The sequence below is a fragment of the Pseudoalteromonas sp. MM17-2 genome (assembly GCF_022347945.1).
Taxonomy (GTDB): domain Bacteria; phylum Pseudomonadota; class Gammaproteobacteria; order Enterobacterales; family Alteromonadaceae; genus Pseudoalteromonas; species Pseudoalteromonas ruthenica.
Map to the genome: position 1 here is coordinate 33,712 of NZ_JAKRFV010000001.1, position 18,056 is coordinate 51,767.

Genomic DNA, 18,056 nt, shown 5'->3' on the forward strand with positions numbered 1-18,056 from the left:
CTGTACGAGAGTGAGATTGATGGGTTCAAAGCGAAAGAGGCTTGTTTGTGTCATACATTAACTAGACGATTGATGTTGGTTAAATAGGTTTAAACCTTATTTAACATAATCTAATTTATAGGTGGTTTCTATAATAACCAGATAACTATCATAGAAACCGATACTAAAAGTCCAATACTAGACGGTATCGGACATTTTAGAGTGATTACGGCTTTTAGTATGTTGTGATAAGTGTTGTTCATTTACCAATTTATACAATTTCCTAGTTAGTTACTGCGCTTTAGTCTATGGTTGTATTGAGCAATATGCGCTTATCGCATAGTATTAGTAACCAAACCACGAATAAAAAGACGTATTATGGAGTTTGTTCGCCCTTTGGAGCCGATTCTGATCATTGATGATGATCAGTCCATGCGAAGTTCTTTGACCACCATCCTCACCGAGCTGGGTTACGACCAAGTCGCGGTTGCTACAGATGTCGCAGAGGCCAAACCGCTGTTATCACAACTGGAGCCAGAGGTGATATTTGTGGATATAGCGCTCCCAGACACTGATGGTTGCGACGTCGTCAGTTACCTAAAAGATTTACACCCCCACAGTCGAATTATCCTTTGCGCTGATCATAACTCCCAGGAAAACGTAGAACATAGCTGGGAATTCGGTGCGCAAGAATACATTAGCAAACCATTCAACGCGAATAAGGTTGATATGGTTATGAAGCGTTTAGAACTAAATTAATAAGCCCCCTTATGCAAGAACAATTAAAACAGCTGACCCTAGGCCTAGCTGATGTTATTTATGGCAAAGAACAGCAAATAAAGTTAGCTCTGTGTGCAATGTTAGCGCGCGGCCATTTATTATTAGAAGATCTTCCAGGTATGGGTAAAACAACCCTGTCGCATGGTTTGGCACAAGCCCTGGGGATGAGTTATCAACGTATTCAATTTACCAGTGATTTGTTACCAGCAGATATTCTGGGTGCAAGCATTTTTAACACTCAAGAGCAGCGCTTCTCGTTTCATAAAGGTCCGGTATTTAGCCAAGTAGTACTCGCCGACGAAATAAACCGCGCGGGCCCTAAAACACAGAGTGCGTTGCTTGAGGCCATGGAAGAAGGCTGTGTCAGTATCGACTCTGAACGATATACGCTCCCTACTCCATTTTTTGTGGTTGCAACGCAAAACCCACAGCATCAATCCGGCACCTTTCCATTGCCAGAGTCACAGCTAGACCGGTTCTTTATGCGCTTAAGCTTAGGATTCCCCCCAGCCGATGCCGAAAAACAACTCATTCGTGGCCATATTCCTCAGCGTGATAAAGCAATTGATGCCATTATCAGTGCCGAGCAGTTACAAGCCATGCAGGCCAATGTTGATAAGGTCACTATAGCCAATACCGTGGTTGATTATATCTTGTCACTCGTGACTCACACCCGTCATGATAAAGATATCAGTCATCCTTTATCTCCTCGTGCCAGCATCGCGCTCGCCCAAGGTGCACGGGCTTGGGCATTTATGGAAGGCCGTGACTTTGTTATGCCAGAAGATGTGCAAGCTGTGTTCGCCAGTATTTGTGAGCATCGTATAAATCCGCATGACGTTTACAGTCAAGGCTCTGTATGCAGCGATATTCTCGCTCGCGTCAAGGTTCCGCTTTAGTATGCTCACAACAATGCAACAGGGGTGGTTGTCCATACGAACGCGAATAGAATCCCTACTGCTGCGTGATAAACACGAAAAAAAGCACCTGACACTGGGTCACAGTACGTTATATGTGCTGCCATCTAAGCTGGGCTTGGGATTTTTACTTATTGCCGTGTTGAACTTTATCTTGGCCGCCAATTATCAGAATAACCTAGTGCAAGTTGTCTCTTATTTGATGTTGGTGTTGGTATTGATGTCGTTAATTCAGGCCTATACCAACTTAAAGGGCCTCGAGGTCAAATTTAATAATATTAGTGATGTTTTTGCGAACCAAACACCTGTATTGAATATTACTGTGTGCAATAACTCGCGTACCAGCTATGGCGTTAAACTAACGTGGCAAGGTCAATGCAAGGAAGTTGAACGCGTTAGCCAAGATGCCCAGGTTGTGCTTGTAAGCGGCCGTAAATGTTCCCGTGGTAAGTATCCAGCAACACGACTCCAGATTTCAACGGGGTTCCCATTTGGCCTCGCTAAAGTATGGAGCTATCTAGAGCCACATGCCCATTACTTTGTTTATCCATCTGCACACGCGCACAATACTGCACTGACCTATGAGGCCAGTGAAAATCAAGGTGAAGTGAACGCGCTTAAGCCGCAGTCAGGAAATGAAGAGTTTTATGCCTTGAATGAATATAAACAGGGCGCTGACTACCGTCGCATTTCTTGGAAACACTTTGCAAAGCGTGAGCAGTTGTTAGTGAAAGAGTTTGTATCCTATCAAGATGCGCAATATATGCTCGACTACGCATCACTACAAGGCAGTGTTGAGCAACGCCTGAGTGCAATGGCCTATTCCATCGAGCAGGCGAAAAGCACCCAAACAAAGCTTGCGCTGCGTATTGGCAGTACTCAGTTTGATGCTGATAACAGCCCCTCCCATTATACTAATGCATTGCGTGCACTGGCTTTATTTAAAAATGGAGAGAAGTGATGCTGTCTTTTGTTAGCACGGTGCTCAGTGTCATCTACATCGGTATTTTCACGTTAATAGGCGCAGAACTCCCTTCCTTAATGCTGAGCCTGTTGTTGTTACTGTGTCTTTGGAATTTGTTACTGGCAAACAAGTCATTGACTCGCCCAGGTGCACTGGCTACTAACTTATTGGCAGCGGCTTGTTTAGGTGTGCTGTTTGTGTCGGTCAGCTATGATGAAAGTGTCCTACTGTTCGTGTCAATGCTGTTACAGGCAGCAATATTAAAGCTCTTACAAGCGAAAACGCCCAAGCAGCTATCGACTGTCATTGTGCTTACCTTCTTTTCATTATCGACTGTGTTCCTTTATCAACAGTCTTTATATAGCTCAATATTAGTGGCCATATTTTACGTTTGTTTGTTGGCATCTTTAGCCGCCTTACATGGTGCTCGCACGCCCAAACGAGCCTACTTTCAAGCCTTTGGCTCGTTCGCTATGGCAATCCCCATTGCTGCGTTGTTGTTGTTATTTATTCCTAAAGTGCCTGCATTTTGGAAACTTCCTGGCGCTGGCGGCGCTAAAACAGGCCTTAATGAACGTATAGACCCGTTCAATATTACCAATCTGGCGAAATCCGATGACTTGGTGTTTCGTGCTGAGTTTCCAGGGCAACTTCCTGCGCCCCCCTATTATTGGCGAGCGCTTAATCATGAAGAATTCGACGGCAAAGCATGGATAAAAGCGCAGCGCCCTCCTCGCCCTCCTCGCCCTCGTACAGATATAGACTGGCAGAGCTATAGCGCTCAGGCCACTCTGTACTTAGAAAGCTCCGCAAACCGCTGGCTATATGCATTGCAAGACAGTGTTAGCCCGAGTCAAAAAGTAGAGAATTTACGAGGCGGTTTACTTAAGCGCAAAGAGTCAGCAGCATCGAGCTTTCAATACCCATTGCTTTACCGACCGGTGCAAGCAAGGGTCCTGACTAATTACCAATCACGTCTTAACCGCCTACTGCCAACTGATGGGAATCCGCAGGCAAGAGCGTTAGCCCGGCAGTTGAGTCAAAGTACAAACACTGCAAACCAGTTTGCTAGCCGGCTGATGGGCTTTTATGAACAACAAGGCTTTAGCTACACGTTGACTCCAACGCCGATCACCGATGACAATTCACTTGATGTCTTTCTCACCCAAACTAAGCGAGGCTTTTGTGGCCATTATGCCAGTACAAGTGCATTTATAATGCGTGCTGCCGGGATCCCCGCACGTGTGGTATCAGGGTATTTGGGAGGAGAGCAAAGTGAACAGGGTAATTACCTGCGTGTATATCAGTATGATGCCCACGCCTGGGTTGAGTATTATGATGGCAATCAATGGCAGCGTTTTGATGCAACCAGTGTGGTCGCGCCAGAGCGATTAAATGGCTCGCTCTCTCAAGTTCAAGAGCTGCAACAAGAGTTTATGGATAACCTTGATGTCGGCTTATTGCAGTTCAGCCACATAGAGGCATTGAACTGGTTGCGATTGACATTGGAAGAGCTCGATTACAGCTGGACAAAGTGGGTGCTTGGTTTTGATCAACAAAAACAAAAAAGTGTGCTTAAAGATTTACTCGGTAATCAAATAGCACAGTACAGTATGGTGTTGGCCCTTTGCGTGGTTGCACTTGTTCTGCTTGGGTTATTGTTATTAGGTAGTCGCAAACAACAGCAGTCAATGAGCTTCAGCGCTAAATGGCTGAATAAGCTGTTTTTATATGCAGATAAACAGGCACTGCTTAGCACGCAAAATAGCACACCCAAGCAAAAGCTGGCACAATTAGCAACTCATTGCCCCAGTGCGGCAACGCCACTTGCACGTATAGAGCAGCTTTATACATTGGCCGCTTATAAGCAACGCCCGCTCACTAAAGCACAGAAAAAAGACCTTGTAAAACAGGTAAAAAAAGCAATAAAAATAATAGGCTAGAATATGAATTCGGTATTAATTGGCGTCATTTTGATGCTTGCACTCACCCTGTTACGAGTGAACGTAATCGTTGCGATGACTGTCGCAGCTGTGACCAGCGGATTAATCGCTGGACTACCTTTAAAAACAACGGTAGAAGCGTTCAATAATGGCCTCTCAGGCGGCGCTGAAATTGCCCTCAGTTATGCTATGCTCGGCGCCTTTGCAGTGGCTATCTCGAAATCTGGCCTCACCTCTTTACTCGCTCGTCGACTATTGAAAATGATGGGGCAAGAGCATATTTCTTCGCGGTTTTTATCTTTTGCGGTGCTTTCAGTGATTCTTTTTTGCTCTTTGGCATCACAAAACCTCATTCCTGTACATATCGCTTTTATTCCTATACTCATTCCACCGCTGTTAGGTATCACTAATGGCTTAAAGTTAGACCGCCGCGCCCTCGCCTGCACACTCACCTTCGGCTTAGCTACGGCTTATATGGTGTTACCTTATGGCTTTGGGGGCATTTATCTATACAACATTTTGCATTTAAATTTGGTTGAGAATGGCTTATCAATCGACAAAACCAGCGTTCCTTTAGCTATGGTGATCCCGGCACTGGGCATGGTTTTCGGCTTATGTGTTGCGCTTTTTATCAGTTATCGCAAAAACCGCAGCTATAACAATGTTTCGCTCGCTACAGAAGAGACTGGGAATGCAATAGCCCACCCATCAAAGGTCTTAGCCATAGGCTCTGTGGCAATCGTGCTGTCACTCGCAGCTCAATTTCTGAGTCAATCGATGATTCTCGGTGGTCTTGTTGGGGTGATTGTGTTTACTGTGTTTGGCATTGTTAAGTGGCATGAAAATCAAGACGTGTTCTCCAAAGGTGTGGCGATGATGGCGATGATCGGCTTCATCATGATTTCAGCGCAAGGATTTGCTGAAGTTATGAAAGCCACCGGTCATGTTGACTCACTCGTTGCCAGTGCCGCAGATATGATTCAGGGCAACAAACCATTAGCGGCGGCGCTTATTCTATTAGTAGGACTACTCATTACCATGGGGATCGGCAGCTCATTTTCTACAGTTCCAATTATTGCAGCACTTTTCGTCCCTTTGTGTTTGCAACTGGGGTTCTCCCCAATGGCCACGGCTGCATTAGTAGGCACAGCGGGTGCCCTGGGTGATGCAGGTTCACCGGCGTCAGATTCAACACTCGGGCCTACTTCAGGATTGAATGTCGACGGCCAACATGACCACATATGGGATACCGTGGTACCAACCTTCTTACATTTTAATATTCCACTAGTTTTGTTTGGGTGGCTAGCGGCCCTTGTGCTATAAAGGGGACAGATTTTAGCCAATTAGTACCCACACAAGGAGGTGAGATGTTCAAGCAACTAACATTACTCAGTGTTATTTGTGCCACGTTAACTGGCTGCGGCGGCAGCGATAATGCAACTTCAACACCGATAGAGCCAGCCCCTGAACCTGAGCCCACACCTTCAGGTATTACCTTTACAGATGCGGGGCTGTCGGGCGAGCGCATTAATCACTTGGTTCATTTCAACGATGCTATTTATGCCGGGACTGATACCGGCTTATTTAAATCCAGCAATGATACGTTTACTCAGTGGCAGAAAGTAGCCACGACCTCAGCCCCTATCAGTGCCATGTGTGCAAACAGCACCGAGCTTTTCTATGCCACTCGCCCAGCCCAACGCTCGACACTGACGAAAGTGTCGATGAACGAAGAGCTAAGTCATATTGAGCATCGTTTTGCCCCAAGTGAAAGTGAACACATCTACGCACTCTATTGCACTGAATCAGCCTTATATGGGACCGGGAACCTAGTGCTTTCGGCCTCCTATGATGATGGAGTAAGTTGGCAAGCGCTGGCAGGAGAATATGGGTATGCGGCTACCGGCATGACGGCCTCTATGCACAAAAGCGGCAATATGCTGTGGTACGGTGGCCAAGGTGCAATCGAAAACCCAATATTACGTCGCGTAGATTTAGAGAACCTTGCACAGCAGGAATACCACGACTTGTTTCCTGCCCCGAGCACAATTAAAGCGATTAAGACCACTTCTCAGGAGGAGATAATTATCAGTGGTGAAGGTGGCTTAATGAAAAGTGCCGACCAAGGCGAAACGTGGACACAAATCTACCGAGATGAACAGGTACCCTATCGTTTCTATTTTGATTTTATCTATACAGGAAATACTCACACGCTAATTAGTGCTGGATGGAACAAGAGTCAAAAACGTGCCCCCCAGCCTCTTTATGTCGACGTAAGTGATAATGGTGGTGAGCAATGGCAGCGCTTTCACTATGATAAAAGTGCTGACTATCATGGCGGCGTATTAAGCCTATTGCCACTGAGCAGCGATGAGCAGTCCGTTTCATTCCTATTGGGGTTAGACATGGGCGGCGTTGTGAAAGCCGAATATTACTACCCTTCACAGTGATGCTACGGTATGTCAAAATCAAATATTGTATGATGTGTTCACTTGCTGATGAAATAAAGGCCGCGATGCTGCGGCCTAACAAATAAGAATTTATTTAAAACCGTTGAGCATGCGTTCGCACACTACAGGCGTTGGCCTGTGATTGTCATCCACAGCAACAAAGGTAAAGCTGCCACGAATCGCTAAATGCTTGTCATCGCGGTGCATGGTTTCAAGAAATATCTCCACATCCACTTTTAAGCTGGTATTGCCCACATGGACTACGCGAGAAACCAATTCAGCAAATGTGCCCGCTGGTATTGCTTCTTTAAAATCAACACGGTCGGACGAAATTGTCACTAATGGTTTGCGACAAAAACGGGTTGCTGCAATAAATGCCGCTTCATCCATCCATGCCAGTGCATCGCCACCAAATAAGGTATTATGATGGTTGGTACGCCCAGGAAACACGGTTTTAGTCACCGATGTTTCCGAATCTTCTATGCGCTGTGCAACAACGGCTTCTTTATCTAACTTACTGCTCATTCGTATTAACTTCACTCGCTAATGTATCAATCATAAGTAATTGTGGATCCAATCGTTCATTAAACCAATTGAAACGCCAATCTAAATGGGGGCCAGTTACCCGGCCAGTAGCCCCTATTTGCCCTATCACATCGCCGGTTTTCACGGTATCCCCCACATCAACCAACACCTTGTGCATGTGAATATAAGTGGAAGTAATACCATAACCATGGTCTAAAATGACGGTGCCACCGGAATAATAAAGCTCAGGATGCGCCATCACAACTTCACCACTAATTGGTGCGTAGATAGGTGTACCAGTCTTGTTAGCGATGTCGAGACCAAAGTGTGGCCGTTTAGGGGTACCGTTAAAGTAACGCTGGCTGCCATACACACCGGAAATTCGACCCACTGCAGGACGATATACCGGTTCAAGGAACGCCGTGCGTTCACTGTTGTTAGCACGCGCTTGGCGAACCAGTTTTGCATCGTTACGGATGCGCGCTAAAACCTTTTCAGGCGGGGCGACATATTTACTTGCCACACCTTCTATTTTATCTATCTGATACTCGCGCTCAGCAATGCTGAAATCAAGTTGATGCCATTGCTCATCTTGGCTTTGCCACTTTAATTGCTGATCAGTTTGTGCATCACGGCCGAAGCCAAAAACAAAATAGCCATCTTTGCTAAGTTTAAGCTCGCGCTCAGCAAAAACGACCTTTTTAGCATCTTGTAGCTGTCCTATAACCATACCACCTTGGGTCAACTGACCTTTAATCAATGGGGTCGGCAGCTCTTGGGCTTCGCCATTAATGGGCGCACACAATGATGCCCCTAGGATCAAGGCGGTGATTGCCATACGTTTAAGCATAACCAATCGCTCCTTTGCCTACACCTTCATAGGCGCGAACCTCTACTTGCTTATCCGGGTGAGCTTGCTTAATTTGCTTGGCCATATAATCGGCGATACATTCTACTGTGGTATCACAAGGCAGTACCTCAGTACGCTTTGCACTGATTGCCAATTCAAACTCACCTTGATTAGCATGGTAACGGCTACAGATGTCTCCCGGTGCTGCGCTTATATCTTGTAAGTGTGCAGCCTCCACAACATCCTCTTCGCTGACCAAGTAAATATCAGCCCAACGCTGCGCCCACTGCTTTTGCACACTGGGCATGGCCATACCATCTAGCCAAACGCCTAACGTTGAGCGGTGGCCATGAACAATTCGCTGGCAGTTGCCGTCGTGTTTTTTTAGGCCATGAGAATAGTGATAATAAAAGCTCTGATGCTGCTCACCACGCAACGTCAAAGTAATACCTTTGACGTTCTCTGGCAGCTGAGGAGTGATTTCTGCGACTAAATACTCGGTCACTACTTGTTCATTAATACTCGGTGCGTCAATCAAGCAAACCGCTTGCTTTGGGCCGCTCATGGCGAAATGGTGTTCGTTGTTATCACCAAAGTTACTCTCCAGCGTCACTTTGTCATCGCCCTGAAGGATATCGATATTGGCTTTAGTGGGTACCGCTAGGGTGTGGTCAACACTGCTATCAATAATGCCCTTGATTTGTTTTTTCACTAAACCAAAATCAAGCAACATGGATTCATCGTTTAAATCGCCGTCTAAAGTCAAATCAACAATCCAACTCTCACCAACCGGGCCGCGCTGGGGGCAAAAAAAGGAGAAATCAATCACAGTTAAGTCGTTGACGAAGAGCGTCATACACTGTCCTTGCATGCAGTTGAGAAGATGTCGCAATTATACAAGGGATGAAGTAAAAATGCTGCCTGAATTTGAATCCTTGGTGATAAATCCAACATTGCTACATGGCAATAACCAAGTAGTCACACTACAGACACAAAAATGGCGTAAAAATAACATCCTAAAGCACTGTTCAGAGTTGTTTAGCGTACAAGTGTACGCTAAAGTAGCTGGCAAATTTTCGACAATAAAGTGTGTTATGGAACAAAAAAATAGCTACTCCAAAGAAGACTTGGTTTCATGTGGCCAAGGTGAAATGTTCGGCGAAGGTAACTGCCGCTTGCCTATCGATAACATGTTGATGATGGACCGTATCACCTCAATCACTGATGATGGTGGGCAATACGGTAAAGGCGAAATTGTCGCTGAACTCGATATTAACCCCGACCTATGGTTTTTTGATTGTCACTTTAAAGGCGATCCGGTGATGCCCGGCTGCCTTGGCCTCGATGCAATGTGGCAGATCGTTGGCTTTTTCCTTGGTTGGTCAGGCGGCCCTGGCTTAGGGCGCGCCCTAGGTGTAGGTGAAGTAAAATTCACCGGACAAATTTTGCCTACAGCTAAAAAAGTAACTTACCGTGTCCAGATGAAACGCGTGATTAAGCGTAAATTATTCATGGGTATGGCCGATGGCACAGTGGAAGTAGACGGCCGCGTTATTTATGAAGCTAAAGATCTAAAAGTGGGTTTATTCCAAGATACCAGCGCTTTCTAAATGTAGACGCTAGAGACGAAAAACGCCGCGTAATTGCGGCGTTCTTTTATTCCTTTGCTCTTTACACTTTATACATAGAGCGGTCTTCGACGGCTTCACGCCACCCTCCGAGCCATTGTGATCGTGGATCTATTTGTTGGTAGGGGCAATGTTCTTTTGAACGGCCTGCCATGCCTGCTTTATAACCTTGAGAATGTGCACGTTCTAGACGATCACGCTTTTGTCTCTTCATAGGTAAGTCCTCACCATTATAGTTTTGATACGTTGTAGTGAATCGGTCATCTACATTTAATGGATAGTTAATAAAACTGTCACTTGCAATCAACAAATTTAACCTTTGCCTATTGACAAACCCTAACTGGCTGAGCGCGGATTAAATTTAGTTTTGAAAAATTTCAGTGGTCGTACCTCGCGTTCGCCGACCTTTTTATTGGACTATTTTTACGTGGATTTTAGCGCGCGCTTAAATGATCAAACACGCGCTTAACGCTTGTAAATAAAGACAGTGGTTTCGCTAAAAAAGTTCCTGCCCTTAGTTCTAATCTGCCGTCTATTGACCTTAAATTCAACCCTTAATTTGACACAAATTTGCCATAATTTATGTCCATGAATAACATTAACTCTAAGTTCAACATCACGCTGGCTTTGTTATGTGCTTAGTCATGCACAGTGCACGTGATTACTGGATCAATTATGTTTTTTAGGATTTTTTGCCAGGAAGTCTTCGCTCTGCATGGCGCACAATTCGAACTCTCGCGTGTTTTTGTAAGGGAGTTTCATAAAACCCGCAACACCTATGCCGTCAATGGCCATCGCGTATTGCATAATCTCGTCAAGTAGTTGGCTAAACCGCACTTCTTGGCTGGCATCCAATAACCGATAATAATGGTGTATTTTCAAACGTTGGGGCAAAGATTCAAAAATGATGCATCCGGTGTGATGTATTTTATTAAGCTCAAATACGCATTGAATGATTTTCTTGGGAAGCTGTAGCTGCTCATCCGGGTCTTTACCATCTTCAAAATAAGAATGCGGCCTCAGCATCTCAGTACCGGGTATATTAATAACGTCATAATGCAATTGTGGCAGTTGCTCGAACTTAAAGGCACCAGTGGCATCACGCTCAAGTTGAATTGTCTGTCGGGCATCGAATAGACAACATTTAAACAACCCTTTTTGGGTGATCCCTTGCGCCAACTTCACGGTGTTATCTACCGCATCTTGGAATGAAGGCTCTAATGACTCGTCATACAAAATTAAGCTTGATTCAACAAACAGTGATGACTGCTTCCAGTGAAAGCTCAAACCGCCCACAACGGGGTACTTGGCCAAGCGGCTGATCGCTGCCAAAAACGCTTTTTCAGTATCACCGGTATCAAATAAAAATTCTCGGTAATAGCGCTCCAATTGCGCATCATTAACATCAACCAACCGCTGTTGACTGTCTGCCTGACGCAAAAACTGCTTACGCGAGCTATATACTACCGTATCGGGCAAAGTCGCTACCTGCGCCTTCCAAACTGGGATTAGTGCTTTATCTCGGATCACCGGATTATCAGGCACATAGGCGCGGGCCATCGTCGGCATATTACGCATAAAATAGTCGCCGCCGGCGTCGCGCGTTGCTTTGTCTTTACTGAGCATGGCATCAATCACCCGGGCAAATTCCTTGGGCAACCCCAGCGATGCAGCAGGTATCACTTGCGCACCAAAACGACACGACTGCGCTGACGCCAGCGCGTACAACGTTGACGCCACCCCCTGCTCGTCAAAACGCGGAGACGATTGCGCCCCAGACATTTGCTCATCACCAATAAAGTAGACATCCCCCATGCGCGCGTTGGTATTGGTTACATCCGCAGACATTAAGTCCATCACATTTGCGGCAATGGGCTGCCCATTGGCATCCAGCTGCGCATAAACAGAGCTCCCCCAATCAACCAATGACAAGGTTTTGCTGCGCTCATCCCAGACCAAATTGGAAGGCTTAATATCCCCATGAACAACCGGCATGGGAGTGATCCCCCCTCGGTAGTTTCGTAATACATGTAATAACTGATGGAGCTGCAGCGCTAAATCGAGAAGTTGCTTGGCAGTAAACTTGCCTTGGCGAATAGATAATTGCTCTAAGTCTTCACCCTCAGCTCGCGCCATCATCAATATGCCTTGCTTTTTTACCCGCTCAAAGGCATAAAATTGCGGGATCATCGGGTGATCAAAACGTGAAAGCATATAGGCTTCGTCTTCGAGCCTATCGCGCACTGATTGCGCTAAGGTAATACGAGAGAATTTAAACACCCAGTGTTGTTGACTATCATCAATACCTGCGAACACAAAACCAAATGCGCCGGAGCCAATTAACTCAACATTTTTATAGCCCAGCATGGTGAGCTGTTTAATGCATATATTCAGCCATTGCTTATGCTTTTTAGCATCGCGATGGGAGAGCAAATAAATAGATTGCTCTTCATTAATATAAAAATTGGTGATTGCCCGCTGCGCCAAGCTTGCCTCTGAGTGTTATCTGCTAACTAATTGCTAAGTTTACGCTTTTTGTTACATATTCGACAACATAAAGCACCACTTTGCGCGCCTAAAATGCTTGTCCTAAAAACGGCAATAACGTATTCTTTTACGCTTTGAACGACAACGAAAGGGAATTCCCATGAAAAAAGTACTAATCGGCGGTGCTGTTGCCGCTGCTGTGGCGGCAGGCCTTTATTATTCAAACCAAGGTGCTGGCGGCGGCGCGAGTATGGCTGAGCTAGATTATGTGCCTGCTGATACTGTCTTTTTTACTTCACAGTTAAAACCGTTTCCATATAAGCAATACGCACAGTTGTTGCCATCTGACATGATGTCCAGCGGCACCGACGAAGAGCTCACCCAAGCTATCGAACATGCAAAGGCTCAAGGAAACGTTAACGCCGTATTCTTCTTCGAACTACTAAACCAGTACGAGCGTAGCGTACGCGATGGCAGTTATACGCAAACGTGGGGCATTGGTAATGACCTACGCTACCTAGGGTACGCTATTGGTTTAATGCCAGTAATGCGCGCTGAGCTCGAACAACCGCAAAACTTTATCAATACGCTGAAAAAAGCAGCGGACAACGCGGGCGTGAGCTACGCTGATGAATCATTGAATTCGCAGTCTTACACCCGCTTTACCCTTGCACTTGATGACAGCAGCTCCGTGGCGATTATCGCTGCGATTAAAGATAATTGGCTAACAGTGACCCTAGATAGTGAATTCAACAATCAAGATGACCTTGCCCTAGCCCTTGCTACTGAAAAAGCACAAACAAGTTTAAACAGCTCCAACCGTGTTAATGACTACATCAATAAATATCAGTGGGACGGCAGCTCGATTAGCTATGTTAACTTTGAAGCATTAGCTTCAGCAGCAGTCGCTGACAAACCTTCACGTTTAAGCAGTATGCTTGATGCCATACTTACGAAAATGGGCCAAGCACAAGCAATGCAAGCCTTGCGTACCCCTGGTTGTAAAGCCGACATTCCAGCTATTGCAGCGAAATGGCCTGCTATCGTCTCTGGCACATCAAATGTCAAAGTCAGTGACAGCAGCGCCGACTTTGATGCGGATATTGTCATTGAAAGCACGGACAAAGATATTTTGGGCGCGTTACAAACTGTTCGCGGCTTTATTCCAAGTCACGTGACCAATAAAGACGATGGCTTATTTAGCGTCGGTTACGGTATCGATGTGGGTAAACTTGCACCACTTGCTAATACCGTTTGGAGCGCATTTACGCAGGCTGAGTTTACCTGTGAGCCGCTAATGATGGCACAACAGCAAGCGAAGCAATCAAACCCAATGGCTATGGCTATGGCCACCGGCATGGCTGCCGGAGTAAAAGGGATCAGCATTAGCGTACAAAATGTGGTGATGGATTTCAGTGGCTATACCCCACAAGTAAGTGATATTGATGCGTTAGTCACGCTTAGCGCCGATGATCCAACAACACTCATAAACACCGCAAAAGGGTTGGTGCCGCAGCTAGCACAAATTGAAATCCCTAGTGATGGCACGCCTATTTCGATGAATGAAATTATGCCTGTGCCTGCCAGCGGCAACGTCGATGCTCAATTGGCTATAAACGGTCAGCACATCACCGTATACAATGGTGAAAAATCAACAGCGCTCGCTGCTGACATGAGTTCACAAGCAGTAGATGCCAACGGTGTATTAGGCATGAGCCTGCAATTTGCACCGATGATGGATATTGTTCTTGAAGCAGCCGCCAGCACAGGTGAAGAATTGCCACCTGAAATCCACTCGTTGGCTAAACAAAACATGAAGCTATCATTGACAACAGATATCACCGACAACGGCATTGAGATGAAATCTGAAACCAATATCAGCAAAAGTAAATAACCACTAAAAAGGGCGCTAACAGCGCCCTTTGTTTTATTTAGCTTGCCAATACTACAAGCGAATACCGCCGTCTATCTCGACCACGCGACCGGTAAAGAAATCATTTTCGAAGATGTACTTCGCCGTATGCGCGATTTCTTCTGCTTCACCTAAACGGCCCACCGGCTTCATTTTAACAAGACGCTCTTTCGCTTCAGGCTTCATTGCATCGGTCATTTTGGTGCGGATCACGCCAGGTGCAATGGCGCCCACACGAATACCATAACGACCAAGCTCTTTAGCCCAGCTTGTGGTCATGGCCACTACACCCGCTTTAGCTGCTGAGTAGTTAGTTTGCCCCATGTTTCCGGAACGAGCCACGCTGGACATATTAATAATCACCCCGCCCTCGGCGTGCTCCACCATGTGCACGGCGGCTTCGCGCCCGCACAAGAACACCCCGGTCAGGTTGACATCAATGACCGATTGAAATTGGCTTAGTGACATTTTATCGACCACCTTGCCCTCTTTCGCCTTGATAAATAAGCCATCACGCAAGATGCCGGCATTGTTTATCAAGCCGTGGATAGCACCAAAGTCTTTCGCTATAGCAGCGAATGTCTGCTCAACTTCTTGTTCAACGCTGACATTGCAGATATAGCCTTGGATTTTGGCATCGGCGAGCGTGCTGTGAGTTTTTAGCTGTGCTATCGCCTCGTCTAATAAAGCGCTGTCCATATCAATCAGCGCCAAATGTGCACCGGCTTTCGCCGCCATAGCGGCCATCGATAATCCCAAACCTTGGGCTCCACCGGTGACGACGACTACTTTATTGTTTAATTCCATGATTACTTCTTCTCGAATAAATTGAATATAGCACTGAAGTCTTGCGCCCCTGCCCCTTGGTTTTGTAGCAGGGTGTACAAGTTTTTGCTGAGCGCCCCTAAAGGGGTAGCCGAGCCAGAATTCTGCGCGGCTTCCAGTGCTAAGCCCAAATCTTTGGCCATTAAATCGACCATAAAACCGGGCTGATAATTATTGCTTGATGGCGCGTTTTCCAGTACCCCAGGGCAAGGATTGTACAATTCTAACGTCCAGTTCCGCCCCGAGCTATTGACCATGATATCCGACAGCACTTTGGGGTCTAAGCCGTGATTAATGCCCATTTGCAGCGCTTCACTGGTCCCTGCCATTAAAATACTCAGCAGCATGTTATTGCAGATTTTTGCAACCTGACCGGCGCCAATATCGCCAGCATGGAAGATATTTTTCCCCATATCTTCTAGGACCGGTTGCACGGCATTAAAGTGAGTCTTAGCGCCACCAACAATAAAGGTCAAGGTACCGGCGCTGGCTCCAGCGACCCCGCCCGAGACGGGCGCATCGACAAAGGCAATGCCCTTATCGGCTAAGGCTTGTCCGACTTCAGTGGCACTGGCCGCATCAATGGTTGAACAGTCAATCACTACGGTGTCACTGGCTAAATGATGGATTAAACCATCGTCTGCCAAGTATAACGACTTAACATGCTTTGCAGCTGGCAACATGGAGATCACAAACTGTGCGCCGTGAGTGACCTCATCAGCGGTAGTACCTGCATGCGCGCCTTCATCGGCAAGGTCGTTGACCACCTGCTTGTTTAAATCAAAGACACTCACCGAGTGGCCGGCCTTAATTAGGTTACGCGCCATAGGCGCACCCATATTACCTAAACCAATAAATCCTATCTTTGCCATGCTGCCTCCTAGACTAGGGTTTCAAGTGGGTGTTCACGCCACTGGCGATTAAAAAAGCGCTCAATTACCGACTCAGGTACCTCTTGCAAACTGGGGTATTGCCACTGCGGACTCATGTCTTTGTCTATCAGCAATGCGCGCACCCCTTCTTGAAACTCACCCACTTCACAGCATGTCACCGACATACCCAGCTCCATTTTGAAGCAGGCTTTGAGTGATAGCCCTTGAGCACGCTTAAGTTGTTCAAATACCAGATGAGCACTTAGCGGACATCCATGCTTAAGCGTTTTTACGGCTTTAGCTAACCATTTATCATCACTTTCTATACCCGTAAGGTAGTTTACCTTACCTGCTAAATCGCTGTACTCGCTCATACGATTTATGGTGTTCAAATGAGTGCGCAGGCCACCTTTTTCCATGGTTTTTGACTCACCATCAAACTTCTTCAAAAGTTGAGTGAGCTTATCATGATTGAGTGCAGCTACTTTGCCCCAACTTTGCTCGCACAAGGTTGCCAGCAAAGCGGTAAACTTATTGCTATCGATACTGTGATCGGCAAGGGCAGCGAAGCGCGCATCATCGGCATTCATCAATGCCCCGGTCAGGCCTAAGAACAAGCCAATGTTGTCCGGTGCTTTTTGCAAAAAGTAGCTCGCGCCTACATCTGGGTATAAGCCAATGGTGATCTCTGGCATTGCAAGCTTTGAGCGCTCAGTAACCACCCGATGACTTGCGCCAGCCATTAGGCCCATACCGCCGCCCATGATAATGCCATCGCCCCACACAACAATCGGTTTGTTGTAACAGTGGATGGCATAATCAAGACGATATTCCTCACTGAAAAAGGTCTGCCCATAGTCTGCAGGCTCCCCTGTAGCCATAGCGCTGTGCAAGCTGACGACATCACCACCAGCACAAAACGCTTTATCGCCCATCCCCTTAAGAACTACAAAGGCTAACTCATCGTCATCGGCCCAATGCTTCAATTGCTTATCAAGCAAGCGAATCATATTCAAGTTCAGCGCGTTGAGAGCCTTAGGGACATTGAGTGTTGCCAATCCAATTTTAGAACCGTTGCTGCACTGAGCCAGTTCAAAGACAACTTCGGCGTCTTGATTATTTAACGGGATAAGTTCGTCCATTAGCCATTCACCCACTTCGCTTTACGCTTTTCTAGAAACGCGTTAACGCCTTCGGTTTGGTCTTGGGTGTCGAATAGCTTCACGAATAACTCGCGCTCAAGTGGCAAAGCGCTGCGAATATCGCCATGACGACCCTGTTGAATAAGGGTTTTACAATAGCTGACCGCGACTGGGCTTTGCTCACCTACCTGCTCAGCGAGGGCAAGAGCTTTATCTAAGCTTTCACCGCTGCCAACGACCTCTTCAATTAAGCCTATGCTATGCGCTTTGTCCGCTTTAATACGCTCACCACACAAAATCATGCGCTTAGCCCAACCTTCACCAACTAAGAGCGCCAAATTTTGAGTGCCACCAGCACACGGAAGCAGACCCACTTTTGCCTCAGGTAAGGCCATCTGCGCTTGCTCTTCGGCGATGCGAATATCACAGGCTAAGGCCACTTCCAAGCCTCCGCCCATAGCAAAACCATTGATGGCAGCAATAGACACACCACGAAAATCGCTTAAGGTTTCAAAGGCGGCGCCAAATACTTGTGACATTTGTGCAGCAACCCCTTTATCGCCACTGGCAAACACATTTAAATCGGCCCCAGCAGAGAAAAACTTCTCTCCTTCACCGGTAAGCACCAAGGCAAAAATGTCCTTGTCGGCGTTTAGGGCTTCAACCTGCTCTTTAAGTGCTGTCAGTGTCTCTTTCGTCCACGTATTAGCCGGTGGGTTGCTCATTGTTAAAATGGCGGTGTGGCCACGTTTTTCCAACTTTATTTGTGCTGAGGACATAAT

General features: G+C 46.5%; 17 protein-coding genes. 8 read left to right on the forward strand and 9 right to left on the reverse strand.

Annotated elements, in window-relative coordinates; all coding sequences use genetic code 11:
• Nucleotides 1-357: 357 nt before the first annotated feature.
• From MHM93_RS00180 to MHM93_RS00205, 6 genes are read left to right on the forward strand one after another with little or no spacing between them, the layout of a single operon-like run.
• Complete coding sequence (locus tag MHM93_RS00180) at nt 358-738, forward strand: response regulator (RefSeq protein WP_022944208.1); 381 nt, start codon at nt 358-360, stop codon at nt 736-738.
• Nucleotides 739-749: 11 nt separating this feature from the next.
• Nucleotides 750-1,658, forward strand: a complete 909-nt coding sequence (locus MHM93_RS00185; protein ID WP_045978794.1) for a MoxR family ATPase — start codon at nt 750-752, stop codon at nt 1,656-1,658.
• A gap of 1 nt (nt 1,659) precedes the next feature.
• Nucleotides 1,660-2,637, forward strand: a complete 978-nt coding sequence (locus MHM93_RS00190; RefSeq protein WP_239447501.1) for a DUF58 domain-containing protein — start codon at nt 1,660-1,662, stop codon at nt 2,635-2,637.
• On the forward strand, nt 2,637-4,583 hold the full coding sequence (locus MHM93_RS00195) for a DUF3488 and transglutaminase-like domain-containing protein (protein ID WP_239447502.1): 1,947 nt from the start codon (nt 2,637-2,639) through the stop codon (nt 4,581-4,583). Before MHM93_RS00190 ends, MHM93_RS00195 begins: the two co-directional genes overlap by 1 nt.
• Before the next feature lie 3 nt (nt 4,584-4,586).
• Nucleotides 4,587-5,906, forward strand: a complete 1,320-nt coding sequence (locus MHM93_RS00200) for a Na+/H+ antiporter family protein (protein WP_239447503.1) — start codon at nt 4,587-4,589, stop codon at nt 5,904-5,906.
• A gap of 44 nt (nt 5,907-5,950) precedes the next feature.
• Nucleotides 5,951-7,033, forward strand: a complete 1,083-nt coding sequence (locus tag MHM93_RS00205; protein ID WP_239447504.1) for a hypothetical protein — start codon at nt 5,951-5,953, stop codon at nt 7,031-7,033.
• Between the two features lie 90 nt (nt 7,034-7,123).
• On the opposite strand, the gene MHM93_RS00210 is transcribed toward MHM93_RS00205, so the two are convergent.
• Genes MHM93_RS00210 through MHM93_RS00220 form a run of 3 tightly spaced genes read right to left on the reverse strand, consistent with a single transcriptional unit; the run spans nt 7,124 to nt 9,264 of the window.
• Complete coding sequence (locus MHM93_RS00210) at nt 7,124-7,558, reverse strand: acyl-CoA thioesterase (RefSeq protein ID WP_022944214.1); 435 nt, start codon at nt 7,556-7,558, stop codon at nt 7,124-7,126.
• Nucleotides 7,548-8,408, reverse strand: coding sequence for a M23 family metallopeptidase (locus MHM93_RS00215; RefSeq protein ID WP_239447505.1), 861 nt, complete (start codon nt 8,406-8,408; stop codon nt 7,548-7,550). Before MHM93_RS00215 ends, MHM93_RS00210 begins: the two co-directional genes overlap by 11 nt.
• The gene (locus MHM93_RS00220) at nt 8,401-9,264 is read right to left on the reverse strand and encodes a 6-carboxytetrahydropterin synthase (RefSeq protein WP_239447506.1); all 864 of its coding nucleotides are present in this window, start codon (nt 9,262-9,264) and stop codon (nt 8,401-8,403) included. Before MHM93_RS00220 ends, MHM93_RS00215 begins: the two co-directional genes overlap by 8 nt.
• 238 nt (nt 9,265-9,502) lie before the next feature.
• Between MHM93_RS00220 and fabA the strand changes: the two genes are divergently transcribed.
• Entirely contained in the window at nt 9,503-10,018 is a 516-nt protein-coding gene (gene fabA, locus MHM93_RS00225) for a bifunctional 3-hydroxydecanoyl-ACP dehydratase/trans-2-decenoyl-ACP isomerase (protein ID WP_026111005.1), read from the forward strand.
• A gap of 61 nt (nt 10,019-10,079) precedes the next feature.
• Here the strand turns inward: fabA and rmf are convergent, their stop codons facing one another.
• Both rmf and MHM93_RS00235 read right to left on the reverse strand, forming a co-directional pair.
• A complete protein-coding gene (gene rmf, locus MHM93_RS00230; RefSeq protein WP_026111006.1) occupies nt 10,080-10,250 on the reverse strand; it encodes a ribosome modulation factor in 171 nt (56 codons plus the stop codon).
• 455 nt (nt 10,251-10,705) lie between these two features.
• Nucleotides 10,706-12,523, reverse strand: coding sequence for a protein kinase (locus tag MHM93_RS00235; protein WP_239447507.1), 1,818 nt, complete (start codon nt 12,521-12,523; stop codon nt 10,706-10,708).
• 160 nt (nt 12,524-12,683) lie between these two features.
• On the opposite strand from MHM93_RS00235, the gene MHM93_RS00240 reads away from it, so the two are divergent.
• Nucleotides 12,684-14,417, forward strand: coding sequence for a hypothetical protein (locus MHM93_RS00240; protein WP_239447508.1), 1,734 nt, complete (start codon nt 12,684-12,686; stop codon nt 14,415-14,417).
• A 51-nt stretch (nt 14,418-14,468) separates the two neighbouring features.
• Here MHM93_RS00240 and MHM93_RS00245 read toward each other — a convergent pair whose 3' ends face one another.
• The 4 genes from MHM93_RS00245 to MHM93_RS00260 are packed head-to-tail and all read right to left on the reverse strand — an operon-like array spanning nt 14,469 to nt 18,053.
• Nucleotides 14,469-15,242 carry an SDR family oxidoreductase gene (locus tag MHM93_RS00245; RefSeq protein ID WP_022944548.1) on the reverse strand — a complete coding sequence of 258 codons (774 nt, stop codon included), beginning with the start codon at nt 15,240-15,242 and terminating at the stop codon, nt 14,469-14,471.
• 2 nt (nt 15,243-15,244) lie between these two features.
• Nucleotides 15,245-16,132 carry a 3-hydroxyisobutyrate dehydrogenase gene (gene mmsB, locus MHM93_RS00250; RefSeq protein ID WP_239447509.1) on the reverse strand — a complete coding sequence of 296 codons (888 nt, stop codon included), beginning with the start codon at nt 16,130-16,132 and terminating at the stop codon, nt 15,245-15,247.
• A gap of 8 nt (nt 16,133-16,140) precedes the next feature.
• The gene (locus MHM93_RS00255) at nt 16,141-17,274 is read right to left on the reverse strand and encodes an enoyl-CoA hydratase/isomerase family protein (RefSeq protein ID WP_022944550.1); all 1,134 of its coding nucleotides are present in this window, start codon (nt 17,272-17,274) and stop codon (nt 16,141-16,143) included.
• Nucleotides 17,274-18,053, reverse strand: coding sequence for an enoyl-CoA hydratase (locus MHM93_RS00260; protein WP_022944551.1), 780 nt, complete (start codon nt 18,051-18,053; stop codon nt 17,274-17,276). Before MHM93_RS00260 ends, MHM93_RS00255 begins: the two co-directional genes overlap by 1 nt.
• Between the last annotated feature and the right edge of the window lie 3 nt (nt 18,054-18,056).